The sequence below is a fragment of the Nocardia sp. A7 genome (assembly GCF_046549215.1).
Lineage (GTDB): Bacteria > Actinomycetota > Actinomycetes > Mycobacteriales > Mycobacteriaceae > Nocardia.
Window position 1 is genome coordinate 140,912 of sequence record NZ_JAJPWE010000004.1, and the last position, 25,931, is coordinate 166,842.

Here is a 25,931-nt window from a genome sequence, read left to right on the forward strand (position 1 = left end):
AACACAGTCCGCTGCTCCTGATCCTTGGAGACCCGCCCGGAGGGGCCACCCAACACCCGAGTCCACATCCACGAGGAGGTGACAACCAGCCATGCGAGACAACACCCCCATCGACCACGACCACGGCGCGAACTGGTTGGACGCCGAACCTACGGTCCTGCAATCGATTCCAGGCATCGATGCTCAGCGGAGACCTGAGGGCGGCGACAAGTGGGAGTGGATCGACGACCACAGCGAGAAGTCCGACGTTCCCGTCCCGGACAGGCGAACGCATCGTCCACGTCGTCGGCCGGTGTGGCTCGCACTCGCGCTCGCGGGGACTGTGGCCGTCGCCTGCGTGCTGATCGGTGCGGGGATCGCCACGGTGAGCGACCGATCCGACACCGCCATTCCCACGCTGACCGCCGCGCCACCCACGACGACGACGAGAGCCGTGATCGCGGACGCGTGCGTGGGACTGTCCGGTCCCTCGGTGACCGACGGTGTCGGCGACATCCGATCGGTGCCCGGCGTGATCGCGGCGTTCGAATACACCTACTACCAGCGCCGCGACGCCGAGGCCGCGCTACGCCTGGTTGCCCCAGAGGCAGGACTCAGCGCGGCTGCCCTGACCGACGGTATCGCCTCGATCCCCCCGGGGACGACGCACTGCGTCGCGATCACCCCGATCGCCGACACCGCCGCCGAAGTACATCTGGTCGAGCGCCATCCCGATGGTCGACGCATCGACTACCTACAACTGATCAACACCCAGACCACTCCCCACGGGGATGTGCTGATCATCAACATCCAGAAGCGAGCCTGAGATGACCTCAGCCGCTGAGCATCTGGACAACACGACACCGCCGGTGCCGGGCGCGCGACTGGATCCCCACACACTGTCCGCGCCGGAGTTTTCAGCGCCGATCCGAACCGATCCGCTGCCGACTACCGCCGCTCATCCACCGCTGTGGACAGTCCTGGGCGCACACGGAGGGGCCGGCACGTCCACCTTGGCCCGCTGGTGGGCACCCGCGGCCGATACCGGACTGGCTTGGCCTGCCTCACCGGCTACCACCCAGTTGGTACTCATCGCCGCACGTCTGTGCATGCCCGGCCTCACCGCCGCCGCGGATCGGCTCCGGCAATGGCACGCCGGACTCGCCCCCGCCGGTGTGGAAGTCATCGGCCTTGTCCTGACCGCCCCACGCCCCGGCGCGGTCCCCGCAGTGGTGCGCCGCTACCGATCGGTGGTCACCGATTTGGTCGAGTCGGTCTACGACATCGGCTGGCACGACGAGCTCGTCACCACCGAACTGACCGAACTGGCCGAGTTTCACCCGTTCGACCCGCCACCGCCGCGCCGCACCCGACTGCGCACCGCGGTACCCGCCGACGTCCACCGCGCCGGATCGCAGATCCTCACCCGCCTAGCCGCCACCCATTCCCCAACGGCAACAACAGATCCGGAGAGGACATGATGAGTTTCGCCGCAGCCATCGGTGACGTCGTCACCGTGCTGGCACAAGAAATCAAGATCACCCCCACAGCCCCTCCCGGGGCGAGCCAGGTGATCAACCTGGTCAACTACCTAGCCTGGTTCGTCACGCTCGCCGGGATCACCGCGATCATCTACGCGGGCGGGAAATTCGGGTGGGAGCGCTGGCACGGCGGCGCGGTCGAATCCCCGAAGATCCTGCTGGGCGCGCTCTTCGGCGGAATTCTGGCCACCACCGCCGGGCAGCTCATGAACGCAGTCGTCAGCGGAGGCTCCTGAGATGAGCCGCGCCGCTACGGGTCTGGCGTCGATGCCGCCCACCCCGACACTCACCACGACGGTCCACGCCGAACCGCTGCCCGCGAACGTGTTGTCGCCTTTGACCCAACTGCTGGGCTATCTGGCCTGGTGCGTGCTGGTGCTGTGCATCGCCCGCACGATCTGGGTCGGCGGGCTGTTGTGGATCCGACTCTACCGCGAGGAAAGCCTCGAAGGACTCGCCGGCGCGTTACTCGGCGCGGCACTGCTCGGTATGGCCAGCTCCCTGGCACTGGCCGTCCTCCCACCCACCTGAGCGCCCCAAAACGAGGAGACCGATCTTCATGCTTGCCAACCGAATTCACCTTCACCGCCTGCTGGTGGTCGCTGTCGTGGGGGTGACCGCCGCACTCGGGGCATGCAGCGCCGACAACCCCGACGACACCGATCCCACCGCCACGGCCTCCGACACCCAGACCACCCCGACCGGACTGCGGTGGCAACCCTTCCAAGGCATCGCGCTACCGGTCACCGATCAAGGCCCACACCGCATCGACGCGGCCGTGGCCAGCGGGTTCGACAGATCGCCGGTGGGAGCTGCCCTGGCGGCGACGCAGGCCAGCGTGCGGATTTCGGTCGCTAACGACGGCCAATGGCCGCGGATCGGTGCGGCCATGCTCGCCGCCGGTCCCAGGCGCGACGCCTGGGCGGTCGCCCGCGCCCGGATCTCGATCACCGCACCGATCACCGACGGCGGACCGAAACTACTCGGCTACCACATCACCCGCTACAACCCCGATGCCACCGACGTCGACCTGTACGCCCTACATCCGGACAACTCGGTTACTCGCCACCACACCGCCGTGCTGTGGCAGCACGAGGACTGGCGTTTGGTGCTGCCTGACACCAACCCCGCCGCCGCGCCCGCTGTGACAGCCGTCGCCCTCACCCCACCCGAGCTCGTCGCGTTCGAACCACGCTGAAAGCGATTCCACCCCATGCGATCTCACCGACTCCTGCTGATCCTGCTCGCGGCCATCACCACCGTCGTCATTGCGGTGTTCGTCGTCACGATCACCCGCGACCCCCAGCAATCCGGGCCCTCCGTGCCGTCGAGCACGTCTACCGAGACGACCAGCCCGCCGTCTTCGACCGCGAGGCGGGAATCGGCCTCGGACCTGTTCGGCAATCGCCTCGACATCCCCGACAGTGACGCCGGGACCATCGTGGTGCCCGATCCCGGCGCGCGGCCGGACCCGACCCGGCCGGACTACCTGTCCACCGCACCCGCGCAGCTGCGCTGGCAGCGCGGATGGGGCGGCGCGGCGCTGCCGGTCTCGGCCAGCGACGGCCCGTCCGCGATCGCAGACGGCATCGCCTCGGGCTTCGCCCGCACGCCGCAAGGTGCCGCGCTGGCCGCGGCCGACGCGTTGGGTCGCGCGCTCGCCGCCCCGGATCGCACCTGGCAACGCGTCGTTTCCGAGCGCTACTACGGCGGCGGACAGGGTTTAGCGGACCGTTTCGCGCGCTCGCGTGCGCGGACCCCCGATGCCGCACGCTATGTCACCGTCCCCGACGGAGTGCGCATCGCGTCGGGCTACAGCAGCGACTACGCGGTCATCGAATTCGCCATCCGTGACGGCCTGGGTTACCGCATCGCGCGGTGGCCGATGATCTGGATCGACGGTGACTGGCGTGTGTCGGTGCCCTCCGACATCGAAACACTATGGGGTCCAGGAACATACGCCGCCTCACTGACCGGATTCGGCACGTGGAGGACCGCCTCGTGAGCCCGACCGTGCACTCGGCCAGGGCATTCGGGGGTGTCCGCGAGCAAGTACCGGATCTGTGTGACATCCCGTTGGGTCCGCAGCAGGCATGCGAGCAAGTCGCCCAAGTCGCCCAGGACGCTGCGACATCGGTCCTCGACGACCTCGTCGAGGTCCTAATCGACGGCTACGCTCGCACGATCCGGATGGCGATGGCGTGGTGGACGAACTTTCCCTCGCCGCAGCTGACCGGTGCCTCCGGCGAGCCCGGTTCAGCGTTGAGTGCGGTACGCGACTACAGCAGCGGATTGCAAGTGCTGTTCCTGATCGCCGGGATCATGTTCGCCGCCGCGCGACTGGCACTGGCCAAACGCGGCGGCGTCGCCGGCGAAGCGCAGGAGAGCTTCATGATGCTCGCACGGGCGAGCTTCATGTCGATGGCGTTCGCGGTGCTGGTCACCACCGGAACCCGAGCCGGAGACAACTTTTCCAACTGGGTGATCTTCACCGTCACCGACGGCGACTGGATCACCGCGGTCGACCGACTGACCGCAATCGACCAGACGAGCGGCCAGCCCGGCCTCGGCGCCGGTGTCCTGCTGATCATCGGGTTGCTCGGCTTGATCGGCACATTGATCCAACTGGTAATGCTGGTCATGCGGCAAGCGCTGCTGATCTTGGCGGTCGCGGTGATTCCCCTCGCCGCCGCGGCGTCGGGGACCGGACCGGGCTCGCAGTCCTACAAGAAGTTGCTCTCGTGGTCGTTGGCGTTCGTCCTGTTCAAACCGGCCGGTGCTCTGGTCTATGCGATCGCGTTCACGGTTATCGGCGATGAAGAACAGACCGACCCGCAGCAAATCATGCTGGGGCTGATCCTGCTGATGATGAGCGTCATCGTCTTGCCCGCGCTGGTACGCATGATCGCCCCCGCAGTCTCCACACTCGGCGGTGGCGGTGGGGCAAGCGCAGTGCTGGCCGGCGGCGCGGCAGGCGTGGCTATGGGAGCGGCGGGGGATCGAGGCAGCGCCCGCACAGTCAGCGAAGGGGAAGACGCTGCCGATGGATCGGGACCCCCTGGGGGATCGAGCCAGGGTGGCGGTGGCGGTGGCGGTGGCGGTCCCAGTGGCGGTGGCGGTGGCGGTGGCGGTGGGGGCCGCCAGCTCGGCGGCGGCGACGACGGGTCCGCACCCGGGCCAGCATCGAGCACCAGCACCAGCGCCGGGGCGAGCGGCAGTTCCAACGGAGCCGGGAGTACCGGCGGCGCTCGTGCGGCAGCGCCCGCGGGCAGGTCATCGGGGGCGGGCTCACAGGGGGCGGGCACATCAGAGGCAGGGGGTGCTGCTGGCGCGGGGGGTGCGGCTGGAGGTGCGGCCGGTGCCATCGTGATGGCCGCGCAGGAAATCAAAGTGCTGGTGGACAAGCAGTGTCGGCGTTGGAGTCGCAGACCCGCGACGCCGCTGATGGGGGATGGAACCCCGATTCGCTGAGTCCGGGAGAGGTGCGGCGATGAGCACACGCATGTACGGAAGGTGGGAACGTCCCAGGTCAGCGGGATTCTTCGGGTTGACCTGGGGTGTGTCGATGGTCGGGCTCGGCCTGGTCGTCATGGTCATGTCCGCGTTTCTGATCACCCGATCGGTGAGCATCTCGGCTGGACTCGTGGTCGGGGCGCTCGCGGTGTTCGCGCCGCTGGCACTCACCATCGACGGTCGCACCGGGTGGGAATGGGCTCTACTGCGTGTCCAGTTCGCCGCTGCTCGCAACAGAGGCGAATTGCTGTACCGGTCGGGGCGGTTCGCCCGGATCCCCGGCATCGCGAAACTTCCAGGGCTGCTGGCTGATTCGCGGCTGTCGGAGTACGAGACCGCCGGTGGCAGGCGTTTCGGGATGCTGCACATTCGTCGCTCCGATCACTACACGGTCGTGTTGCGGGTGATCCCGCGCGGCAAGGAGTTGGTGGATCAGCCACAGATCGACGCGTGGGTCGAAGGCTATGGGCAATTCCTGGCGGCACAGAGCCGAGGTGGGGAAGTGGTCGCGGTGACCGCGGTGCTGGACAACGTCGTCGAAACCCGCCTCAAACAGGGCAGGGAAGTCACTCGCCTGGTCCGCCCGCAGGCACCGGAGTTCGCGCGCGCGGTGATGGCGGAGGCCGCCGCCGACACCGGCGGGGTCGGGGTGCGGATCGAGGCCCGGATCGCGTTGACCTACCGCGCGATCGGCAAAGGCAGGGTACGGCGCAACGAAGCCGAACAGGCCCGCGAGATCGGCCAGCGTCTGCAAGGCGCGTTGTCCCAGCTCGCGCGTGCCGGACTGCCCGCGACACCGCTGCAGGCATGGGAAGTCCTGGCCCTGGTACGTACCCGCTACGACCTCGCCTCTCAGCGTGACGTCGAGGCCGCGGGCGCGCAGCTGGTCGAGACCCAGTCCTGGGATTCGGTCGGGCCGATCTCGCATGTGGATCGGTGGGACCAGTACGTGCACGACGGGGCGCGCTCGGTCACCTGGGAGATGGACGCGGCTCCGCGCGGTGCGGTGATGGAAACGGTCCTCGAGGAGTTGTTGCGTCCGCGCGCGGATGTGCCGCGCAAGCGTGTGGCGATCGTGTACCGGCTGCATTCGGCGGCCGAAGCGACCAACCTGGTGGATTCGGACTTCCGTGATGCGGTCGCGGCCGAGCAAACCGAGCGCGGCATCGCCAGCGCCTCGGCCCGCATCCGGGTCGGCAACACCCAGGCATCGCGCGAGGAGCAGGCACGCGGGGCCGGATTGACCCGGTTCGGGGTCCTGGTCACCGTGACCGATCACCTCGACGGGGACCTGCCCGGTATCGAGGCATCGGTCAAGGCGATGAGCGCGGCGTCGCGGCTGTCGGTGCGGCGTTGCTACGGATTCCAAGCGTCGGCGTTCGCCGCCTCGCTGGGGATCGGGCTGGTGCTGCCGGAGCATTCTTCGATTCCCAAAAAGGTGAGCGGATGAGCGATACCGACACCACAGACCGTCGGCGCACGGAATCCGTCGCGGGCATCCGCGTTCTGACACCGTCCGTGCGCGCGGCGACCGAAGCCGCTGCCGCCCGGCCCGGGATCCGTGGCTGGTGGGCGCGACTGGCGATATCGAGCGATGATCATCGCCGGGACTCTGCCGCCCGACGCACCGAAACACACGGCGCCGGCGATGGCTTCGACCGATCGCTGGAATCGCTCACCGACCGCGGCTACCGCGGGCCGGGCGGCGGCCGAGCCGCTGTCGTACCCGCCACCCCGGAGTGGCGTGCCACCACCGTCCAAGTCTCGGGACTGTGGCCGTTCTCGGTCGGTGCGAGCGCCCCCACTGTCGGCACCCCGGTGGGCTCGCACTACATCACCGGTGCCCCCGTGCATTTCGACCCGATGTCGTGGTTCCTGCGCGGATTCATCAGTGCGCCGATTGCGTTCGTGTTGGCGCTCAACGGTTTCGGCAAGTCGTCGCTGATCCGGCGCATGGTCACCGGGGCGGTCGCGGCGGGCGAGACCGTGCTGTGCATGGGCGACACCAAACCCGACTACCGCGACCTCGTCTTACGCCTGGGTGGTCAGGTCGTCGATGTCGGCTACGGGCACGGCACCCTCAACCCGCTCGATGTCGGCGCCCTCGGATCGATCGTCGATCGCCTGCCCGATCCCGATCAGCGCCGCCAGGTCACCGCCCGCGTCGAAGCCGGACAGGTCAACATCGTGGCCGGTCTGATCGAACTGGTGCGTGGCTCCCGGGTCGCCGACTACGAGGAGACCCTCATCGCTGCCGGGCTACGCGAGCTCTACAGCCCCTCGGGCGGATTCAGCTACGAGAACGCACCGCTACTGGAAGACCTGCTCGAGGTCATCTCCACGGGCGGTGACCGATTGCGCCGCTTCGCTGAGGACGACGACGAGCCCACCTACCGAGCCAGTACCAAAACACTGCGCCGATCGCTGCGGGCACTGGTGGAAGGGCCTTTCGGGGCCATCTTCAACGGACCCACCACCACCCGTCTGGACCTGGACAGCCCCGCGGTCTGTGTGGATGTCTCCCGTATCCCCGAGGGCGACACCAAACTGCTGGCCGCGGTGTTGATGGTGTGCTGGAGCGAAGGATTCGGTGCGGTCGCCGCCGCGCACGCCCTCGCCGACGCCGGCCTGCAACCTCCTCGGACCTTCGAGGTCGTCATGGACGAGATCTGGAGGGTCTTGGGTGTCGGGGAGTTCATGGTCGACCGTGTCGACGCACTGACCCGGCTGAACCGCAAATTCGGCACCGGGCTGATCATGTGCAGCCACACCATCAAAGACCTCGCAGCATTCGATTCCGCTGCGGCACAAGCCAAAGCGCTCGGATTCTTCGAACGCGCCCGCGCCAAGATCATCGGCCCGGTCGGCCCGGAGGAAGTCGACCGCATCCGTGCCGTGGTCGGGATCACCGACACCGAGAAACTGCTGATCACCTCCTGGGCCGCGCCACGCCCACCGACCGACGACGACCTCGACCCCAACCGGCGCGAAACACCGCCTGGCACAGGCTGCTTCCTGCTGAAAACCGGCGAAGCCGCTGAACCCGGCGTGGCCTTCCGGATGAACTTCACACCTACTGAGCGGACTACACAGGTCCACAACACCAATCGACGATTCGACAACCTCCCCCAAAACCCCACCACACGGGTTGGTGGCCGATGATGACCGCCCTTCGGCCTTGTTCACGGCGCATCCGAGAGCTGTGTTCGCATGGCCGCGCGATCCCCAGATGGCAGGTGGCCCGGTGAACGGCGTCGCTCGCGGGAGCGTCGCGATTGTGGGCGCGGTCCTGCTCTTACTGCTGGTCCTGCTGCTCGCCGTCGGCACCGAGGAACGCGGATGTGCACCGACGGCCGGGCCGGTTGGCACGAGTCCGGAGACCAACGGCGCGAGAGCGATGCCGATGACGCACGGCACCTACACCCTGACCTCGGGGTTCGGAATGCGCTGGGGCACCCAACATCAAGGCCAAGACTTCGCCGCAGCGCCCAAGACGCCCATCTACGCCGTCGCCGACGGCGTCGTAAGTCGGGTCGGGGCGGCGAGTGGGTTCGGGATCTGGGTGGTTCTCGATCACAACATCGACGGCGAAACGGTGTCCTCGGTCTACGGCCACATGTTCGCTGACGACGTCCGCGTCGAACAAGGCCAAAACGTGCACATCGGGCAGCTGATCGCGGCCGTCGGCTACAACGGCGAAACCGTCCCCGCGGGCCCCGACGGAGCCCACCTGCATCTCGAAATCTGGACCGGCGGAGGCCGATTCGGCGGCGGCAGCGCCATCGATCCCATGTCGTGGCTACAGAGTGGCACGGACTCGACCAGCACGCCCGGATCGACCGGTGCCGGCCCGTCGACGAAGCACACGCCGGGCGGAAGTGCCATGGAGGCCGGAATGGCTGCGGGCACCGAGCTCCCTGAAATGCCTGTGTCCATCGGCTCGGAGAAGGGGTTGCAGGTCGACTCGATCCGGTTGGCGCGCACTATCGTTCAACGGTTTCCGCTGGTACGAGCAATCGGCGGGCAGCGCGAGGACGCTCTGCCCGATCACCCCAGTGGCCGCGCGATCGACATCATGATCCCGGACCCGATCTCCGGTAACGGCAAAGCTCTCGGTGACCAGATCGCCGAATTCGTGCTGACCAACTCGGCCGCGCTGCGGATCGACTACCTGATCTGGCGCCAGACCTACCGAGCGGCCAGCGGCGAGTCCAACCTCATGGAAGACCGGGGCGGGGTTACCGCCAACCATATGGACCACGTGCACGTCACCACGCTGGGCGGGGGATACCCCGATGGTTCACCGATCGGCTCGGCTGCGACAAACCCCGGCACCAACGCGACGTCGAAGTGCGGACCCAGCGCCGGTGAAGCCGATCTCGCGCCCGGCGCCGTCCCCTCGGAGTTGGAGCCGTGGTATCGCCGCGGCGGCACCGTGTGCCCGCAGGTCAGCGCGTCGTTGTTGGCCGCCCAGGGCAAACAAGAATCCGGGTACCAGCGCGGGTTGACCTCCTCGGCTGGTGCGCAGGGGCTGGCGCAGTTTCTGCCGGGCACCGCCGCCGCGCTGGCTTCCGACGGGCGCCCGTATGTGATCGACGCCGACAACAACGGTGTCGCCTCGGTCTGGGACGACGGGGACGCGATCATCGGCCAAGCCCGCTACATGTGCGACATCGCCGACCACGTCGACACCTGGATCGCGCAGGGCAAAGTCGCAGCCCCCAACGGTGCCACGGAGCTCTACCTCGCCGGCTACAACGCTGGCGAAGGCGCGGTCCTGCGCTCGGGTGGATTCCCCAGCGGTTCAGCGGATTACGAAATCCAGACTCGCCCGTACGTGGCCAGCATCCTCGCGATGGCCGCCCAGATGTCGACGACGATGAGTTGAGGACAACCGATGATGAACCGACTTTCCCTCGGGGTCGCGGCGACCGCCCTGGCAGCTGTGCTGATCGGACTCTGTGCCGCGCTGTGGGCCAGTCACGACCACGACGCATCCACAGCCTCGTCCCCGCCACCATCGGACTCTCATATCGAGGGTCCGACCCCCGCCGACGCCGACCCATCGACCGCGGTCGAGATGGGATTGGCCGTGATGTTCTCCTGGCAGCCTTCACGCACTGACACCAATCCTGTTGCGGCACTTGCCCGCGCCGCGCCGTGGCTGACCGGGGATCTTGCTTCCGCCGCGACCGGTGCATCCGCAACCGGGCAGGCGCCACTTGAGTGGGCTGGATGGCGCGACAGCAACGACATTGTCACCGCCCTGGTCGAGACCAAGCCGACAAGGCTCGCCGAGAAGACCACGGTCGCGGCGACGGTGACCCAACAGGTACTCCACCGTGACGGTTCCACCACCCTCTACCGGCGCATGGAGGTCACCGTCACAGTGACGGAAACGCCGCAAGGGTGGCGGATGTCGAGCTACCGCATCGACTCGGTGACCGGCCATGGCTGAAACCACACAACCGAGGAACCACACGACCATGGTTCCGTCGCGTCGGCGCAAAACTATTTCGGCAGCACAGGTTCGAGGCTCGTTCAGCGTCCGATGGCGACCGCGATCCAGAGCGTCACCGCCGCTGCCAGGCAGGTGGCTCAGGAGTTGTACCTGCGTAATTCATGTTCTGCCGCCTCCGACGCTGTTGCCGGATCACTACGTCGAACCCGACCTCTGACCCACCACCACTTGTTTCGAGGAGAACCCATGACACCCAACCCCAACCCCAACCCCACCGCCTCCGGTGACTCCGGCGAACGCACGGAATTCGCGATCCAAGTCCGCCTTGCCGACACCCTCGCAGGTGTCATCGACGATGCGCTGACGGAGCGGGTCGGGAACCACATCGCCGCCGACCGACGTCCCGACCACGCACCACTGGGCACCGACGAATTCGACAACTCTCTGCCCCAGAGCATCGCTGCGACAACAGAATTCGACATCGCAATCGACACCGATTCGAATACGGCTGGGCAGGACCAACGAGCTCACACCTATCCCGAACACGAACCCGTACTCGGGGGATCGGAGGTCGAGCCGTGACCGAAAGCCGAAGCAGCAGGGCGCGAATGACACAACTCGAGATCAACGACTTGATCGACGACAACGCCATGCACCTGCGCCGCATCACCGATGTGGGAGCCCTCGAAGGGTTCGCCGTGGAACACGGATTGCGTGGCACCGCCGATTTCAGTCGGTTCGTCCGTGCTCTGCGCCGAGTCGCCGGCGTCGACTTCGCCGCGGTCTGCGCGCTGAATCAGGCCCAACAGCGCGTCGAACCGCTCTTCGCCGCTCAAGCGGGGCGGGGCCCTCGGCTGGTGCTGTGGAGCGCGGGCACTCCTACCCATTTCACCGTCGCGCGCACCGGAGGCGACCTCATCTGGCGGGAACGCCACCCAGGCGCGCGAACCATCACCGTCGCACGGGCTTCGGAATCAGGTGCGCAGCAAGCGATCTGGGTCGCTGGACTGGCCCGCGCCGAGTGGGGAGCGCAGGCGGCCCGGCTACGACTGATCATGGCCCGCACGCACGGAGTCGACCTGGTCGGGCTGCACCACAGCGCGCTCGCGGCGAATCTGCTCCTAGAGGTGGTCACCGACCCGCTGCGCAACCCGGCAGGGCGCGCCGCAGGTGCGCCGATCGTGGAATGGCACGGCACCGACCCGGCGACCCTGATCGACTCCGACGAGGACAAGCCATGATCGCCCACCTGATCGCACCAACGGTGAGCGCAGTGGGCACGGCCTCGATGACTGTGTGCGCGAGGCAAACATCCGACGAAACGGTGGACCGAGATTTCTGCCGAGCCCCTGGATACGGGCACGCGTGGAATCTGGCCGGATTACAGGTGCCGCTATGAGCGGGGATCCGCTCGAGGAGAGCGGCCAGCAAGCACGCCAGGGGATAGTGCAAGCGCTGCAAACCGCGCACACTACCGCCGCACTCATGCGGGGCCGCGGAGGCGATAGCCGTTCCCGTAGTGAACACGACCAGCGGGTCGCGCACGCCGAGAATCGCGAAGCGCGCTCGCAGCGTGAGCATTCGGTGCGGGTCGACACGACGATCTCCGAAGCGGAATCCAAGGCGGCGGTCAACGAAGCCCGCGTCGATGAGATCCGGGGACGGATCACGATCAACGAAGAAGCACAGCAACTTTCCCGACAGGAAACCGAAGCCAGAAAGGGGCGCTCGGAGCGTGAGCATTCGGTGCGGGTCGACACGACGATCGCCGAAGCCGAATCCAAGGTGGCAGTCAACGAAGCCCGCATCGAGGAGATCCGTGAACGGATCACCATCAACCACGAAGCACAGCAACTTTCGCAACAGGAAACTGAAGCCAGGATGGGGCGCTCGGATCAGGACCTGGCGCGCCGCGATCGGCTAGGCGAACAGCAGTACCAACACAATCAGCAAGTCCACGACGCCAAAATCGGAGGCTACGAGGGCCGCGAGACCCGCGCCGGTGAACTCCACGAGCTCGACGTCGAGTACAAGGAACTGCTGATCAATGTCCGCCGCCGCGCGGCGGGTTTCACCGAGACCTTGTCTGGTGAAGGCGACGTCGGACAGACCGCAGCGTCGTCGGCGGCATTCGCGGCGGCCGACGCCGCGCGAGACCTTTCCGAGGACCACGGCCTCGACGCCGATGCCTTCGAGGCGCGGTTCACCGAGGACTCCGGTCTTGACGTCACCGACGTGATTGACGTCGGGACCGTCGACATCGATTTCGACGGCGACCTCGATGCCCCCTCGGACAACAGCCTCGACGGGAATTCGGACGAGGTCGCCGAACCCGAGTACTCACACCACGTCTCATTGGATGCGGTGCGCGGACTGGCCGAGGAACTGACCGCCGAGATCCACTTCGCGCACGCCGCCGCAAGGCTGCTGGAACAGGACCCCGACCCCGCCGACACCATCACCGACGCGATGGATGCTGCACTCGATGGCGGCAGCGGTGAGAGCGCGGTGTCAGTGGACGTGATCGACCTCGACCCGGGCGGCCTCGATGTCTCCTCGGTGACGGTGTCGGAGCCAGACCTATGAGCGGGCCACGGCGTCGGTACGCGCGGGCTGTGTGCCGAATCGCGGTGTCATGATGGCCACTGCGACCGCGCTGCAGCAGCATCTGCTCAAGGGCATCCAGAACTTGGCACGCGACAACGAACAATATCGACCCCTACCACTGGCCGAGGCCGAGGACGCGGCAGAGCTGTGGGGGATCGGGCAACGCTCACTGGCCCAGCTCGAAAAGGTCGCACTCGCCGTCGGGGTACCGAAACCGTGGGTCGACTACGCCCGCGCGGCCGGACAGCGCGGTGCGCGCTGGCAACCAGGGCAGGCGATGTTGGGCTCGGGCCTGGTCGAGCGTGAGCAGCTGGTATCGGCATTGGGTCGCGAGATCCGCGGATTGCAGGACATGGCAGGGGTCGGCGCGGTCTACATCGGGCAGGGCGGCCTCGACGGCGACGTCCTCGCCAGATTCCGCCGCATCACGGGGATCACCTGGCAGCGTCTGGGCGCGATCTCGCACGCGCTGGGGCTGAGCACCGAAGAACAGCATCAGGTCTGGTCACGCGGGCACCGACATTGGTCCACCGAGGTGACCGACCAGCTACGTTCTGCGGACCTGAAAGTGGTGGCGCAGCAGTGGAACAGGATCGTCGCCACCGACTTCAGTGCCGCGACGATCCCGGTGGTCGTGTTGCAAGCGGCCGGGATCACCGCCGAGGACACGGCCGCGGCGATGCCGATCTCCCCGGACCGCATGGTCGCCCAGGTGGCCGACGCACTCACCGCCCAACACGCACCCACCAGTGCTGATCAGTCCCTCGATGATGCGGCGATCGCGATCGAGACCGCCCTCGCTGCCGATGCGCCAACACACCCCGCACCCGAGCAGACGGACCTGCCGAACTCCGATCCTGTCGCCGCCTTCGTCGACGCCGACCCGAACCAAGGAGTCGAGCGATGACTGACACCGATACGCACCCTCGCCAGCTTTGTCACCGACATCGCCAGCATCCGCGTCCGGACCGCAGCCGGTCCCGGCATGACCGGTGCTGGTCGACACCGCCATCGAAACCGCGACCGAACTCCGAACCGGGAGATCTTCATGACCGCACCGAATGAGCCGCCTGAGACGGTGCCGCAGTGGCAGATGCGAATGCTGCTGACGATCGGGCATTTGGCAGCTGAGCACGCCCGGATCCTGGACGCGGGCTGGACCGGCTTCGACGCCGTCGATGACGGCGGCCCCGAGGCTGCGTGGCAACTGCATCTCGAGGCTCTCGACGGGGAACGTGAGGGGTGGGAGCAAACGGCACTGAGCGCGGGTGTCGACGCCGGGCAGATCGCTGACGCCGCCGCGCTCGGGCAACAGCGCAGTCGTCCTCGTGTCGATGCCACTACCCGGGCGCTGTCCTCACCCGCTCGCGACGACGCAGCGGCGAGCTTTCACGTCGACATGCTCGCGGTGGAGTTGTGGCGGCTCGAACGGATGGCCGCCATCCACGCCGAGCGCAGCGAACGCATCGCCTCCGGCCGCTACAGCTTCGGCGGCGACCCGGAAACCGAGGCGAAATTCATTGCCAACATGGAGCTCTTCCACCAGCGGGCCACGGTGCTCGCTGGCGCGGCCCGCATCACGGCCCCGGAGGCGCAGGAACTGTGGGGCTCGGGCGCGGAGCCGGTACGTCGCCACCATGCCATCGACCTGGAAAGGGACAACGAGCTCGATCTCATTCAGAAATGGAAGACCTACGCCCGCCCGACGGACGAACCCACCAGGCCGTTCTACGTTGCCCCCGACCCCGCTACCGGCACCCGTGCCGTTGCGACATCCGTTTCGCCGCCGACCCCGAAACAGATGATCCTCGCCGCACAAGCATCGATGCGCGCGGAATTCCTCGACGCCGCGCTGGCCGGGGCCGCCACCGAACTCGGCACCGACGCCACTACCGCTCTCGCCGCTATCTCCGCCGCCGTCGACGACGCGCTACCCGCCGGCTTCACCAGCACAGCGCCCGGTGTCGGCACCGACCACCGCATCGACATCGACCCCGATCCCGGCCACCACCTCGACTACGGCAACGACCCCTAGAACGCGCGGATCAGCAACCGCCACAGCTGATTACGTCGATGTCTGGTCACGGGTACTGACCGCGACATTCGAACCTGCTCACCAGGGACACCGAACACCTTCTGCTGAACCAGAGGCCGTGCGATGTCACCACTTCCCCCTTCCATCACCAACCGAGCACCCCGCCACCGACACCCCGCCAGGACACAGCGATGACCTGGCATCAGACCCAACCCGGCTCACCCACCGACCCCGACTACTACCGCGACGCCGCGAGCCCTCGAGAAGCGAAGCTGCGCGCCGACTTCACCCGCTACCACTACCTGCGCGAAATCGCGCCGTACGGGGAAACCCCCGCAGAGATCGCCGACCTCACCAGCCAAGCCGAGGCATTGGACACTCAGTGGCGAGGGTCGGGGCCGCCAGAGCAACGGCAACTGTGGTCGCAGCTCAATGCCGCCACAGCGGTGTGGCAGGCGCGACCGGAAACCACCCGCGCCCAATACTTCCGGCTCGCCCAAGCCAAAGCCGCCGGTGACCTGCCGGTCGATGACCTGGTGTGGCGGACGCTGAGTCAAGCCGCCGTCATCACCGGACGCATCGAACCCGGTATCACCGGTTCGGTTCAAGACGGCGCCCGCTCACGCCCCCAGGACAGAGCGCTAGGTGTGCACGCCGACCCGGCCAACCTGCTCGATCGCGCCCTGGGCGGGCGCGGCCCCGAGATCGTCTCCCTCGAAGAAATCGACGAGATCATCGCCGCCACCGATGCCCTGCTCGACACCGAAGAACTCCACGGTGACCTCGACACCGGCACCGACGAACGCGCGGTGGCACGTGCGAGCGCGCTGCGGCAGGTGCAAGACCTCACCGCCGAGCACACCCACGCCAGCACACAGTTCACCGGAATCCCCAGCCAAGACCAGAACCTGATCGCACGGCTGGACGACCTGCTCGCACAAACCCGCGACGCACGCAGCACCGCCGAACGCTCCGGTGCCACACCGGAGCAGACCCACAGCGCCTACCTGGCCGGACTCGAGGGCAGCTACTTCCACGACACCGAACTCACCGACCCCCAGTGGACCGAACCCGAACCCGCCGACCTGATAGACGCGGCAGTGGCCGCGGCGATCGGCGAGCAGCAGCTCGGCCACGGATCCGTTCCGGAATCTGATCCGGTCGACGAACTCGACGCGGTCCTGCACCGCGAGATCGAGGTCACGCAATGAAATCCGTGGTCCACGAACAGAAATCAGCCGATTCGACGACAGAAGGAGTTCGCCCATGATCTCGACTCGCGAGACGCGCCGCCGCACCAAAGGCGGGCTCGGAGAGGACACCACCTTGCTGCTGCTGTTCGTCGCGGCGCTGGCCCTGCTGCTCACCGCATGGGCCGCGCTCGCGGTCGGCAGCTGGTTGGCAGGGCTGCCGGTCACCGGCCATCCCGGCGCGGCGATCCTCGGCGTCGCGCTAGGCGGTATTGCATGGCCCTGGCAAGCCACCGTCGCCGCCGTGGGGTTCTACGCCGTCGAAGCCGCAACCTTCGTCGCGGCCCGGCATCGGCTACGCGCACCCTACGAGATCGATGCCGCAGCGCGAACCATGCAACACCCCAACCAGATCCGCGTGGCCCGCGCTGGCGACAACGCCACCGCCAACCAGCGGCTACTGGCCGATGCGCCCGAAGAGGTTCGGGAGTTGAAAGGCCCACCGCTGGGCAAGACCGTCGTCGGTGGGATCGAGCTGTACGTCCCTGCCGAGCTGGGCGTGACGATCGCGGCGGGCACCCGCACCGGCAAAACGATGGCATGGGCGATCCCGGCCGTGCTCGCCGCGTGGGGGCCGTGTTTGGCCACCAGCAACAAACCCGATCTCTACCGGCACACCCTCGCCGGGCGCGAACAACGCGGCCGGATCTGGCTGTCGGACCTGCAAGGAGTCACCGGCACACCGACCTGCGGGTTCTGGGTGAACCTGCTGACCCAGATCACCAACCTACCCACGGCACGCAAACTGGCGTCCTTTTTCGTGTCCGCGTCCTCGGGAACTTCAGCCCAAGCGGCGAATGCCAAGGTGGACAGCTATTTCGACGGCGGCGCGCAAGAACTGCTGGCGCTCTACATCCTCGCCGCTGCCCGCGCGGGCGGGGACCTGCAGCATGTGGCCGAGTGGCTCGGCAAAGACCAGGACCAGACCCCGGCGAAGATTCTCGACGCTCACGGGCAGGGTCGGCCCGCGGATCGGATCCGCGAATCCCAGGCCCTCTACTCCCGTCAACGCGACGGATTGTTCGACATGGCCAGGAGATTCTTGAACGTGCTCGCCGACGTCGAGTACGCGCGCATGGTCACACCGCCCGCGCGCACACGGTTGCGAGTACGGGAGGAGACCGACAAGCGAAGCGGCGCCACGACTGTCGTGATCGAGGAAACCGTTCTGGAGCGCACGCACGATCTGCCCGAGTTCAAGCCCCAGGAATTCGTGAACTCCACCGACACCGTCTACGCGCTGAGCATGGCGGGCCCCGACGGCGCTACTCCGCTGACCTCGGCGCTGGTTGGGCAGATCATCGAGGCGGCGCTGGCTGCGGCCAGGGCTCGCGCCGACGGGCGGCTGCGGGTGCCGCTGTTGGGTGTCCTCGATGAGGCAGCCAACTGTGCTCGCCTGGCCGAATTGCCCTCGTACTACACCTATGCCGGTGGGTGTGGGATCGTCCTGATGACGATTCTGCAAGTCCTCGAGCAGGGCGAAGACCTGTGGGGCGCGAACGGTTTGTCGACCATGCGTGCACAGTCGATCGAGGTCTACGGCGGAGGAATCGCCGCGGTCGATTACCTCCAGCACTGGTCACAGATGACCGGTCAACACGATGTGGCCGACCGCTCCCGCAGTCGCGGCGCGGGAGGAACCAACCGGACACTGTCTTGGCGCGCCGAACCCATCCTCGACATCGCCCCCTTGGCGGCGCTGCCGAAAGACCGCGCGCTGGTACGGATCCCCGGTCACGGACCGGTCGTGGTCGAGAAGATTTTCTGGCAGAACACCGAATACGCGTCGATTATCGACCAGTCCCTGAAGCGGTTCGCCACGGGATCGGTGATCACCGTCGCGAGCGCCGACGATGAGCCGGGCGCAGAGGGGAGCTCGCGGTGACCGGCCCGGCCCCTGCTGCCCCCAGTGCGGGGAAGAAGCCGCCGCCCGCGCCCGCGTATCCGAATTTCGTGGTGTTCGCCCAGACGTGGCTGCTGCCGCTGATCAGTGTCCGCCTCTCCGAAGGACAGCGCGACGACACCCGCACCTGGTGCGCGCAGTGGTGGGCACATCGACCGGTGGCGGTGCGGATCGCGCATCTGCATGCGGCGTTCGAAGCCTACCGAGGCGCCGGCGCGAGCAGTTTCGTGACCGGCCACGTCGATCCTCACATGCGCGTGATCCTCGACGCCGCGCGAGGGCCTCTGCACCGCTGCACCCCGACAGAGCATGTGCCGACCCCGACGTTGCCTTTCGAGCCGTTCCCCGCCGACCGGATCACCCCACCCACCACCGCGAGTGCGGACACCGAGCCGGTGCAGGGCACAGATTCGGCCACCACGTCCGAAGACGGCGAGACCGCGAAGAAGAAGCCGCCGCCCCCGCCGCGATTTCACCACTACGCCCTGTGGGTGCAGCAGTGGCTGTTGCCGGTCACCGCGGTGAGAATCTCCGCCCAGCAACGCGACGGCACCTACACCTGGTGCCCGAGGTGGTTCCACCACCACAGCGTGGCGGTCCGCTTCGCGCTGCTGCACGCCGCATTCGAGGCCGCGGTGATCTCCAAGGACACCACCGCGATGTCGAACCTGTTCGTGCGCCAGATCGACCCGACCATGCGCATCGTCCTCGACGCCGCCCACGGGCCCTTGCACCGCTGCACACCCGCCGATCACCAGCCCCTGCGCGGCTTGGCGCCCGGCCGCGTACCCCCCAACTGGTTCGGCCCGCTCGGCTCCCGCACACCGATCGAACGCGCAGGGTTCGGCCCCGACTTCCGAGCCTTCGCCGACACAGACGAAAGCAGCACTCGATGACCGCACCGACTCAGACTCAGGTCCGCGTGCTCAAAGCCCTGCACCACCGCAGCGCGTCGGTTGCGGGATCGCTCACCCAGGCAGAACCATTCGACGGGCTCGCACCGCGCGAATGGCTGGTGGTCTACCCGGACGGACCTGGCTGGTGACCCCGGTCCCGATGCCCCAACGCGTCCGCGACATTCGCGCCGACTATGCCGATGGGCTACGCCGGGTACACCAGCTCGCCGCCGAAGGCACCCGCCTGCACCGCGTGCTCGACGCCGTCGGACTTCTGCCCGCCGACCGGCGAGAGCTCAGTCAGCGCAGCACCACTGTGGACCGTGAGCGCGCACTGCTCGAGATCACCCTGCGCGGCAACGGTGTCCCCGCCGCGTGGATCGACGTCGCTCGACGACTGGGGTCTTCGCAGCAACCCTGGAGCCCGGACCAGATACTGCCACCGGTGCGCACCGAACCCGGGCGTCGCAGCCGTATCCGGGTCGCGGCCGATACTCATCTGGTGGTCGACATGGCCGCGGTGAGCGTGGTCCGTGAGCACCTCCTCAGCCATCACCGCAGCACGGCTGACCCGGATTCGGCAGCGGCAGTTCAGTTCCGCCGCAACATGGGCGCGGTGTGGCAACGCAGCGTCGTCACCGCGCACACCATCAACCTCGACCAGACAGAACTAGCCCAGGTCACCGACGCCGCGACCGCCGACCTCACACGACGGATCAGCCTCTACCGCGATTTGAGTCTCGACGACATCCAAACCCTCTGGGATGGCTACACCGGAGGAGCTCTCGCCGACACGTACCGAAAGTCGATTGTCGCGAACACCCCATCCGGTCACCAGCTCAGCGCGGCGCTACCCACCCCACAGCACTGGCTCGAACAAGCCCGAGTCGACCTGGGCGGCGGTCGATCGGCGGTGGACAACCACTCCATCGACCAGGCCATCGCCGCCGCGATCTCCGGGCAGACACCTCACCAGGCACCCGGCACCGAGGGCAGCTACGGACTCGACGAGACCGCGGACAGTGCCGTGCTGATCGAGCCGGGACCGGATCCATGAGCGCATTCCGAACACCGTGTCGCGCTCCGAGATTCGCGTGGCGGCGGCCATGACTCGACCACGCGGACGGCATGAGCGCACTCGCCCGGACGGGCGCCGCCGACACCGTCGACGACCAGCCCCTGCACGAGACACCCGGTCTCGGGCACAACCCTCACCAGGAGAAATTGACATGACCATCGTCCGCGATCGTCTCCACCGCGAAGCCGTCGACCTGCGCAGTATCAACCTGGGTGAGCACCGCGTCACCTACCTGCCCGACGGTGTCGCCCGCATCGACCCCCAACGCTGGCTTCCCAACGCCGACGACCAGATCTGGCGGCAATTCGCCGACCTCATCGACAGCGACGGCTACCTCGCCGCCAGCATCGGTGCACTACTGATCGAGCACGGCGACCGCGCCATGCTCATCGACGCCGGATTCGGACCGTGGGCGGTCCCCACCGACATCGAGATCCTTCGAGGCGGCAAATTGCTCACCAGCCTCGCCGCCGCCGGGCGCACCGTCGCCGATATCGAACTGGTCGCGCTGACCCACCTACACATCGATCGCCTCGGATGGTTGTGGCAGTCCCCCTTCGACCCCACCGCCACCGGCTTGACCGACACCCCGATCCTCGTCGCCGACATCGAATGGCAACACCGCGACCACGCCATCGCCGCCGGTACCCCAACCGAAGTACTCGACATCCTCGCCGCCCGAGTGCACACCATCGGCGAGGACGAGATCTTCCCCGGCGTCACCCCGGTCCTGACCCCCGGACACAGCCCCGGCCACACAAGCTATCGACTCACCACCGGTGAGCAGCAATTGCTTGTCCTCGGCGACGCCATCACCACACCGGTCCAGATCACCCACCCGCACCTGACCAGCGTCGCCGACCACGACCCCGACCGATCCCGCACCACCGCCCGATGGCTCATCGACCAGCTCACACGGCCCAATGTCCTCGGGTTCGGCATGACCTTCGCCGACATCCAATTCGGCCACGTCGCCTCCGTCAACGGTGCCCATCACTGGCAACCCGTCCAGACCCTTCACTGACCCAGTTCAGTACTCCACCGGCCTACACGGGCTGACACTTTCGTCCTAGGAGAACCCGATGATCGAACGAAACACCACTCATACCGACTCCACTGCAACCGACTCGCGCGCACGTGTCGCGGTGCGCGAGATCGACAGCGAGGCCGAACTACACCAGTTCGTGCGGTGGGCCGCCATGTGCGGGATCGGTGATCCCGACTACCTCGTCGAGAGCCTGCTCGGCTTCCACCGGGAGGGGCTGCTCGACAGCGACCGTGTCACCCATCGCGCTACCGTACGCAATACCCTCGACACCCACGGTGTGCCCGCCGCCGCCGCGACCCGCACCACCGCATTGGTCGCGGTCGCTGACGGCCGCATCGTCGGTGGCGTCCTGACCGGACCGACGTTGTGGTTGCTCACCCGCGCTATCGTCATCAGCCCCGACCACCTGTTGCTCGCACTCCTGCGGACCGCCGAAATACAGGTCCTCGCCGTCGACGAGCCCTACCGTCATACCGGGATCGGAACCGCGCTCGTGCACGCGGCTGCCGCAGCCGCGAAAGCCATGAAGGCCCACGTCCTCTACGGCCAATTCCCCAACACCTCGGCGCTGACCAGCTTCTATCGGGCAGCAGGACTGACCGTGCGAGAATCCGGTACAGCGGTCCAGTTCAACCCACTCGCTGGCATCGACCTGACTGTCACCGCGGCGCCCGAAGATCGAATATTCACCCATGGTCTGCGCTGACGACGAAAACGTGGTCCATCGACGCTGTTTCGTGCGGCCCGCCTGCGGGGTCAGCCGGGAAGTTCTTCCCGAGCCATCTCATCGCTTGTCGTCTCCGCGCCCGGCGCGTGATCGTGGGCCACCCGAATTCTTCCGAAAGCAGTGCGGTTGTTGTGGACCGTTCTGTTCGCGACTGAGACCGGGAGCGCGTCACTACGCAGGCGCACAGTCTCCCCGGATACCGGAACGGATGTCTCCCCGCGAGCACGGGGAGACATCCGAAAACACACTCTGCGCAGCGGTCGCCACCGCCCACAGAGCAGATGCAGACACTTGGAGAGCTCTGCCATGACCACAGTAGATGTCCCCGCCGATCCCGTGCGCCCCGATGCGGGCCGCCCGCGGATTTCCGAACCTACCGACTCGACCGTCGACGCGTTGCGAACAGCGATTCTCGGCACCTCACACACCGTGCACCACCGCGTGCGCGCCGTGGTCGCTGGACTCGGTGACCGGCCCCGATCCGGTTTGACCTCGGCGGCCGAAGCGAGGCTGGCACCGCAACTGCTGCGAGCAACGATCGCGGCGCTGGGTGGATCGGGTAGCGCCATCGCCGCTGACCCCCGGCTGCGCGGTGTGCTGTGTGAGTGGGCCGCGATCTGCGCCCCGCACCTTCTGCCGGTCCTGACCGGCCATCTCGACTTATCGATCGGCGCGATCGCCGCCCTCGGCAACGGGTCCGACTACCAGCGCGACCTGTCCGGCGAACTCGATACCGGTGAGACGGTAGGAGTGCTGCTGTTGACCGAACTCGGCGGCACCAACGGCGCCGACCAACGAACCACCGCCACCTGGGACAAAGCCCGGGGTGGGTTCTGGCTGCACTCACCTGACACCGCGAGCTGGAAGTTCATGCCCAACATCGCCGACGAAACAACCCCCAAGACCGGCGTGGTCACCGCCCGCGTGATCGTCGATGGGTGCGACGAAGGTGTCCTGCCGCTGCTGCTGAGATTGCGCACCGAGCACGGACTCACGCCTGGGCTGCGTGTAGCGGCACTGCCCGATAAAGGTTGGGCGCCCATGGATCACGCGCTGATCCAATTCGACAAGGTATTCGTACCCGGCGACGGGTTGCTCGGCGGGACGTGGGCGGTGATGGCCGAGCACGGGCTCGAGTCCACGGTGCCGGTGCGGGCGCGGTTCCACCGTGCGGTCGCATCACTGGGACAGGGGCGACTGGATTTGGCAGGCGCGGCTGCGGCCAGCGCGCGAGCCGGGTTGGCGGTCACGGTCAACTACGCCCGACAGCGCCGACCCGGTGGTCGGACCCTGATGGCCGATCGCGGCACCGTCCGTCGCGATCTGGTCTCCGCGCTGGCAGCGACCTACGCCACCAGCGTTCTCGCCCGCCGCATTCAGGACATGGCCGCCGACGCACCGGTAGGGGATCCGCTCTCGGGGGTGTGGTCGATGCTGGCCAAACCCTTGCTCGCCTATACCGCACACCAGGTACTACTGACCTGTCGGCAACGCAGCGGCGCGCAAGGGGTGTTGCGTACCAACTGGATTGGCGACTGGCTCGGCAACACTGAAGGAATCATCACCGCCGAGGGCGAGTCGCAGCTGTTGTGGAAGCAAGCCGGACAACTCGCCTCCTGCGACATCACCGCCCTCGCCCTGCCGAACACACCGCGACATCTGCCCTGGTACGTACGGATGCTTATCGAACGCGAGTTGGAGCTCGCGACCGGATTGCGATGCGGCGACATCACGGTGTCGGGTACCGCGATCGACGGCGACACCGCCGCTATCGAACTCGCCGCCGCGACCAGCGAACGACTCGCAGCAACTGCGTTGTGGCATGCCTCGACAACCACCGACGACGCCCGCGCGCGGGGCTTGCTCGAGGCGGCTACCGCGGTGTATGCGCTGGAACGAATCCTCTCCCGCGGCACGTGGTTCGCCGCGCACCGGCAGCTGACACCACGGCGCGCGCAACGCGTTCACGACGAACTGAGCTGTCACCGGGAGTTCCTGGGTCTGCACCTGAGCACCTTGGTCGACGGATTCGACATCGCGCTGGAGGCATTCGATGCACCGATGGCCGCCCCGGACTACCTACGGTGGTGGCAGGAATGGACTGGCTGGTCGCCCTCGCCACACGGCGCTGACGTGCCGTCGCGCGGTGAGCAGGCGCGGCCATGACCAGGACCGAGACCAGGCACAGTGTCGTGGTCGTCGGCGCCGGATTCGGGGGACTGACGATGGCCTTTCGCCTGAAACAAGCTGGCGTGCAAGACTTTCTGGTCGTCGAGGGCGGACCCGAGGTTGGCGGCGTCTGGCGGGAGAACACCTATCCGGGCTGCTCGTGCGATGTGCCCGCGCACCTGTACAGCTTCGCTTTCGACCCCTACCGCGACGCCCACGTCCGTTATCCGAGCCAGTCGGCGATCCTGAAGTACATGCGCGAGGTCACCGACCGCAACGGGTTGCGATCGCATCTACGCTGCAATACCCGCGTGGTGGCCGCGGACTACTCCGATACCGGCGGCACGTGGACGCTGACCACCCACATGGGCGAGCTGATCCACACCACAGCAGTCGTGTGGGCCCTCGGCCAGCTCCATCGACCCTCGACGCCGCAGTTGTGGGGAGCGGAGACCTACAGCGGCCGTGCGTTCCACTCCGCGCGATGGGACCACACCGCTGATCTGAGCGGCAAAGTCGCCGTCGTCGGCACGGGTTCGTCAGCGGCACAGATGATTCCAGAGCTGGCACGCACCGCAGCCGAAGTGACCGTGTACCAGCGGTCGCCGGCCTGGGTCCTGCCGAAACCGGCCGCTGCGTTCGGCCGGATATCACGGTGGGCGCTGACGCACGTGCCCGGCATGCACGACCTGTACCGGACAGCGATCTTGCGCGGCGCGGACTTGGTGCTCGCACCGATCATGCACGCAGGATGGTCAGCGAGACCCGTCGAATACGCTGCGCGGGCCCATCTTCGACGGCAAGTACGCGATCGGAAGCTGCGCCGCAAACTCACACCGAACTACCGACTCGGCGAGAAACGCATTCTGATCGACAGCGGGTACCTTCCGGCGCTGACCCAACCCCACGTCGAACTGGTCACCGACCGCATCGATCGGCTTGTCCCGGACGGGATACGAACCATCGACGGCACCGAGCGGCGCGCAGACATCATTGTGTGGGCCACCGGGTTCCGTGCACGAGAATTTCTATCTGGTGTCCAGGTGCGGGGCCGCAGCGGTGTGGACCTGCACGACCAGTGGCGGCGCCAAGGGCGTCCGACCGCGTTCTACGGGCTCGCTGTACCGAACTTCCCCAACACCTACATGATTGCTGGGCCGCATTCTTTCACCCCCTCGAACAGCAACCCGTCGATGAAGGAACATCAAGCCCAATACATCACGCGCTGCCTGGCCCTCACCGCCGGTTTGGCTGCACCGGTGGAGGTAACCGAATGGGCAATGACGAACTACCTCGATGCTCTGGACAAGGCCCTCGCCCGAACTATCTGGCGCAAGGGCGTAGCCACGTCGTGGTGGAAGCAACCAGACGGCACCATCACCAACGCGTGGCCGGGAACCGTCGGTGAGTTCGAAACCGCGGTAGCAGCGAGCGACCCATTTTCCTCGTTCGCGATGGTGGCATCGAGCGCAAGAGCTGGCGTGTCCGGCGCGTGAAATGGGAGCGCTAGGGGGCAGTCTGGTTCGTCGGTTGTGGGTGGCTCGCCGCGAGAGCCGCCAACTCCGGGAAGGAGTTTACGGTCATGCCTGTCGGTGTCCGTGGACGGGACCCTGCGTATTCGGCGGGAACCGGCACGTAGGGCTGTATCGAAAGCGCCGGTCACAGCCAGCCGTTGCTCGGAGGCGGGGATAAATCGCTACCTCAGCGATGAATGTGGCGAGTAC

The 25,931-nt window shown here is 67.1% G+C and carries 25 protein-coding genes; all 25 read left to right on the forward strand.

Going from position 1 to position 25,931, the window contains the following annotated elements:
• Positions 1–91 precede the first annotated feature (91 nt).
• Positions 92–805, forward strand: a complete 714-nt coding sequence (locus tag ACLJPD_RS22565; RefSeq protein ID WP_410874679.1) for a hypothetical protein — start codon at positions 92–94, stop codon at positions 803–805.
• A gap of 1 nt (position 806) precedes the next feature.
• Entirely contained in the window at positions 807–1,460 is a 654-nt protein-coding gene (locus ACLJPD_RS22570; RefSeq protein ID WP_410874680.1) for a hypothetical protein, read from the forward strand.
• Complete coding sequence (locus ACLJPD_RS22575; protein ID WP_378667890.1) at positions 1,460–1,756, forward strand: hypothetical protein; 297 nt, start codon at positions 1,460–1,462, stop codon at positions 1,754–1,756. The genes ACLJPD_RS22570 and ACLJPD_RS22575 overlap by 1 nt, the downstream gene beginning before the upstream one ends.
• A 1-nt stretch (position 1,757) precedes the next feature.
• Positions 1,758–2,051, forward strand: coding sequence for a hypothetical protein (locus ACLJPD_RS22580; RefSeq protein ID WP_410874681.1), 294 nt, complete (start codon positions 1,758–1,760; stop codon positions 2,049–2,051).
• A 28-nt stretch (positions 2,052–2,079) separates the two neighbouring features.
• A complete protein-coding gene (locus tag ACLJPD_RS22585; protein WP_410874682.1) occupies positions 2,080–2,718 on the forward strand; it encodes a hypothetical protein in 639 nt (212 codons plus the stop codon).
• A gap of 15 nt (positions 2,719–2,733) precedes the next feature.
• Entirely contained in the window at positions 2,734–3,525 is a 792-nt protein-coding gene (locus ACLJPD_RS22590) for a hypothetical protein (protein ID WP_410874683.1), read from the forward strand.
• Positions 3,522–4,991, forward strand: coding sequence for a hypothetical protein (locus tag ACLJPD_RS22595; RefSeq protein WP_410874684.1), 1,470 nt, complete (start codon positions 3,522–3,524; stop codon positions 4,989–4,991). The genes ACLJPD_RS22590 and ACLJPD_RS22595 overlap by 4 nt, the downstream gene beginning before the upstream one ends.
• A 19-nt stretch (positions 4,992–5,010) precedes the next feature.
• A complete protein-coding gene (locus tag ACLJPD_RS22600; protein ID WP_410874685.1) occupies positions 5,011–6,483 on the forward strand; it encodes an SCO6880 family protein in 1,473 nt (490 codons plus the stop codon).
• On the forward strand, positions 6,480–8,195 hold the full coding sequence (locus ACLJPD_RS22605) for a hypothetical protein (RefSeq protein WP_410874686.1): 1,716 nt from the start codon (positions 6,480–6,482) through the stop codon (positions 8,193–8,195). Before ACLJPD_RS22600 ends, ACLJPD_RS22605 begins: the two co-directional genes overlap by 4 nt.
• A gap of 82 nt (positions 8,196–8,277) precedes the next feature.
• On the forward strand, positions 8,278–9,921 hold the full coding sequence (locus tag ACLJPD_RS22610) for a peptidoglycan DD-metalloendopeptidase family protein (RefSeq protein ID WP_410874688.1): 1,644 nt from the start codon (positions 8,278–8,280) through the stop codon (positions 9,919–9,921).
• Positions 9,922–9,933: 12 nt separating this feature from the next.
• Complete coding sequence (locus tag ACLJPD_RS22615) at positions 9,934–10,491, forward strand: hypothetical protein (protein ID WP_410874690.1); 558 nt, start codon at positions 9,934–9,936, stop codon at positions 10,489–10,491.
• A gap of 249 nt (positions 10,492–10,740) precedes the next feature.
• Positions 10,741–11,076, forward strand: coding sequence for a hypothetical protein (locus ACLJPD_RS22620; protein ID WP_410874692.1), 336 nt, complete (start codon positions 10,741–10,743; stop codon positions 11,074–11,076).
• Positions 11,077–11,102: 26 nt separating this feature from the next.
• Positions 11,103–11,735, forward strand: coding sequence for a hypothetical protein (locus tag ACLJPD_RS22625; RefSeq protein ID WP_410874694.1), 633 nt, complete (start codon positions 11,103–11,105; stop codon positions 11,733–11,735).
• Between the two features lie 55 nt (positions 11,736–11,790).
• A complete protein-coding gene (locus tag ACLJPD_RS22630) occupies positions 11,791–13,080 on the forward strand; it encodes a hypothetical protein (RefSeq protein WP_410874696.1) in 1,290 nt (429 codons plus the stop codon).
• A 52-nt stretch (positions 13,081–13,132) separates the two neighbouring features.
• Positions 13,133–14,008, forward strand: coding sequence for a hypothetical protein (locus tag ACLJPD_RS22635; protein ID WP_410874698.1), 876 nt, complete (start codon positions 13,133–13,135; stop codon positions 14,006–14,008).
• Between the two features lie 141 nt (positions 14,009–14,149).
• Positions 14,150–15,136 (forward strand): hypothetical protein, encoded by a 987-nt coding sequence (locus tag ACLJPD_RS22640; protein WP_410874699.1) that lies wholly within the window; start codon positions 14,150–14,152, stop codon positions 15,134–15,136.
• A 191-nt stretch (positions 15,137–15,327) separates the two neighbouring features.
• Complete coding sequence (locus ACLJPD_RS22645; RefSeq protein WP_410874701.1) at positions 15,328–16,347, forward strand: hypothetical protein; 1,020 nt, start codon at positions 15,328–15,330, stop codon at positions 16,345–16,347.
• A 55-nt stretch (positions 16,348–16,402) separates the two neighbouring features.
• On the forward strand, positions 16,403–18,271 hold the full coding sequence (locus ACLJPD_RS22650) for a type IV secretory system conjugative DNA transfer family protein (RefSeq protein ID WP_410874703.1): 1,869 nt from the start codon (positions 16,403–16,405) through the stop codon (positions 18,269–18,271).
• Complete coding sequence (locus ACLJPD_RS22655; protein WP_410874704.1) at positions 18,268–19,185, forward strand: DUF4913 domain-containing protein; 918 nt, start codon at positions 18,268–18,270, stop codon at positions 19,183–19,185. Before ACLJPD_RS22650 ends, ACLJPD_RS22655 begins: the two co-directional genes overlap by 4 nt.
• Complete coding sequence (locus ACLJPD_RS22660) at positions 19,182–19,334, forward strand: hypothetical protein (protein ID WP_410874705.1); 153 nt, start codon at positions 19,182–19,184, stop codon at positions 19,332–19,334. The genes ACLJPD_RS22655 and ACLJPD_RS22660 overlap by 4 nt, the downstream gene beginning before the upstream one ends.
• Positions 19,331–20,242: a hypothetical protein gene (locus ACLJPD_RS22665; protein WP_410874707.1), complete on the forward strand. Its 912-nt coding sequence runs from the start codon at positions 19,331–19,333 to the stop codon at positions 20,240–20,242. The genes ACLJPD_RS22660 and ACLJPD_RS22665 overlap by 4 nt, the downstream gene beginning before the upstream one ends.
• Positions 20,243–20,414: 172 nt before the next feature.
• Positions 20,415–21,287 (forward strand): MBL fold metallo-hydrolase, encoded by an 873-nt coding sequence (locus ACLJPD_RS22670; RefSeq protein ID WP_410874708.1) that lies wholly within the window; start codon positions 20,415–20,417, stop codon positions 21,285–21,287.
• A 58-nt stretch (positions 21,288–21,345) separates the two neighbouring features.
• Entirely contained in the window at positions 21,346–22,017 is a 672-nt protein-coding gene (locus ACLJPD_RS22675) for a GNAT family N-acetyltransferase (RefSeq protein ID WP_410874710.1), read from the forward strand.
• Positions 22,018–22,344: 327 nt separating this feature from the next.
• The gene (locus ACLJPD_RS22680) at positions 22,345–24,204 is read left to right on the forward strand and encodes an acyl-CoA dehydrogenase family protein (protein ID WP_410874712.1); all 1,860 of its coding nucleotides are present in this window, start codon (positions 22,345–22,347) and stop codon (positions 24,202–24,204) included.
• On the forward strand, positions 24,201–25,703 hold the full coding sequence (locus ACLJPD_RS22685; protein WP_410874714.1) for a flavin-containing monooxygenase: 1,503 nt from the start codon (positions 24,201–24,203) through the stop codon (positions 25,701–25,703). The genes ACLJPD_RS22680 and ACLJPD_RS22685 overlap by 4 nt, the downstream gene beginning before the upstream one ends.
• The last annotated feature ends 228 nt before the right edge of the window (positions 25,704–25,931 follow it).

Excerpts from the sequence above, each read along its gene's own strand:
- ACLJPD_RS22565 (WP_410874679.1), top strand. The coding sequence starts at position 92 with ATGCGAGACAACACCCCCATCGACCACGACCACGGCGCGAACTGGTTG.
- ACLJPD_RS22570 (WP_410874680.1), top strand. The coding sequence starts at position 807 with ATGACCTCAGCCGCTGAGCATCTGGACAACACGACACCGCCGGTGCCG.
- ACLJPD_RS22575 (WP_378667890.1), top strand. The coding sequence starts at position 1,460 with ATGAGTTTCGCCGCAGCCATCGGTGACGTCGTCACCGTGCTGGCACAA.
- ACLJPD_RS22580 (WP_410874681.1), top strand. The coding sequence starts at position 1,758 with ATGAGCCGCGCCGCTACGGGTCTGGCGTCGATGCCGCCCACCCCGACA.
- ACLJPD_RS22585 (WP_410874682.1), top strand. The coding sequence starts at position 2,080 with ATGCTTGCCAACCGAATTCACCTTCACCGCCTGCTGGTGGTCGCTGTC.
- ACLJPD_RS22590 (WP_410874683.1), top strand. The coding sequence starts at position 2,734 with ATGCGATCTCACCGACTCCTGCTGATCCTGCTCGCGGCCATCACCACC.
- ACLJPD_RS22600 (WP_410874685.1), top strand. The coding sequence starts at position 5,011 with ATGAGCACACGCATGTACGGAAGGTGGGAACGTCCCAGGTCAGCGGGA.
- ACLJPD_RS22605 (WP_410874686.1), top strand. The coding sequence starts at position 6,480 with ATGAGCGATACCGACACCACAGACCGTCGGCGCACGGAATCCGTCGCG.
- ACLJPD_RS22615 (WP_410874690.1), top strand. The coding sequence starts at position 9,934 with ATGAACCGACTTTCCCTCGGGGTCGCGGCGACCGCCCTGGCAGCTGTG.
- ACLJPD_RS22620 (WP_410874692.1), top strand. The coding sequence starts at position 10,741 with ATGACACCCAACCCCAACCCCAACCCCACCGCCTCCGGTGACTCCGGC.
- ACLJPD_RS22625 (WP_410874694.1), top strand. The coding sequence starts at position 11,103 with ATGACACAACTCGAGATCAACGACTTGATCGACGACAACGCCATGCAC.
- ACLJPD_RS22635 (WP_410874698.1), top strand. The coding sequence starts at position 13,133 with ATGGCCACTGCGACCGCGCTGCAGCAGCATCTGCTCAAGGGCATCCAG.
- ACLJPD_RS22640 (WP_410874699.1), top strand. The coding sequence starts at position 14,150 with ATGACCGCACCGAATGAGCCGCCTGAGACGGTGCCGCAGTGGCAGATG.
- ACLJPD_RS22645 (WP_410874701.1), top strand. The coding sequence starts at position 15,328 with ATGACCTGGCATCAGACCCAACCCGGCTCACCCACCGACCCCGACTAC.
- ACLJPD_RS22650 (WP_410874703.1), top strand. The coding sequence starts at position 16,403 with ATGATCTCGACTCGCGAGACGCGCCGCCGCACCAAAGGCGGGCTCGGA.
- ACLJPD_RS22660 (WP_410874705.1), top strand. The coding sequence starts at position 19,182 with ATGACCGCACCGACTCAGACTCAGGTCCGCGTGCTCAAAGCCCTGCAC.
- ACLJPD_RS22670 (WP_410874708.1), top strand. The coding sequence starts at position 20,415 with ATGACCATCGTCCGCGATCGTCTCCACCGCGAAGCCGTCGACCTGCGC.
- ACLJPD_RS22675 (WP_410874710.1), top strand. The coding sequence starts at position 21,346 with ATGATCGAACGAAACACCACTCATACCGACTCCACTGCAACCGACTCG.
- ACLJPD_RS22680 (WP_410874712.1), top strand. The coding sequence starts at position 22,345 with ATGACCACAGTAGATGTCCCCGCCGATCCCGTGCGCCCCGATGCGGGC.
- ACLJPD_RS22685 (WP_410874714.1), top strand. The coding sequence starts at position 24,201 with ATGACCAGGACCGAGACCAGGCACAGTGTCGTGGTCGTCGGCGCCGGA.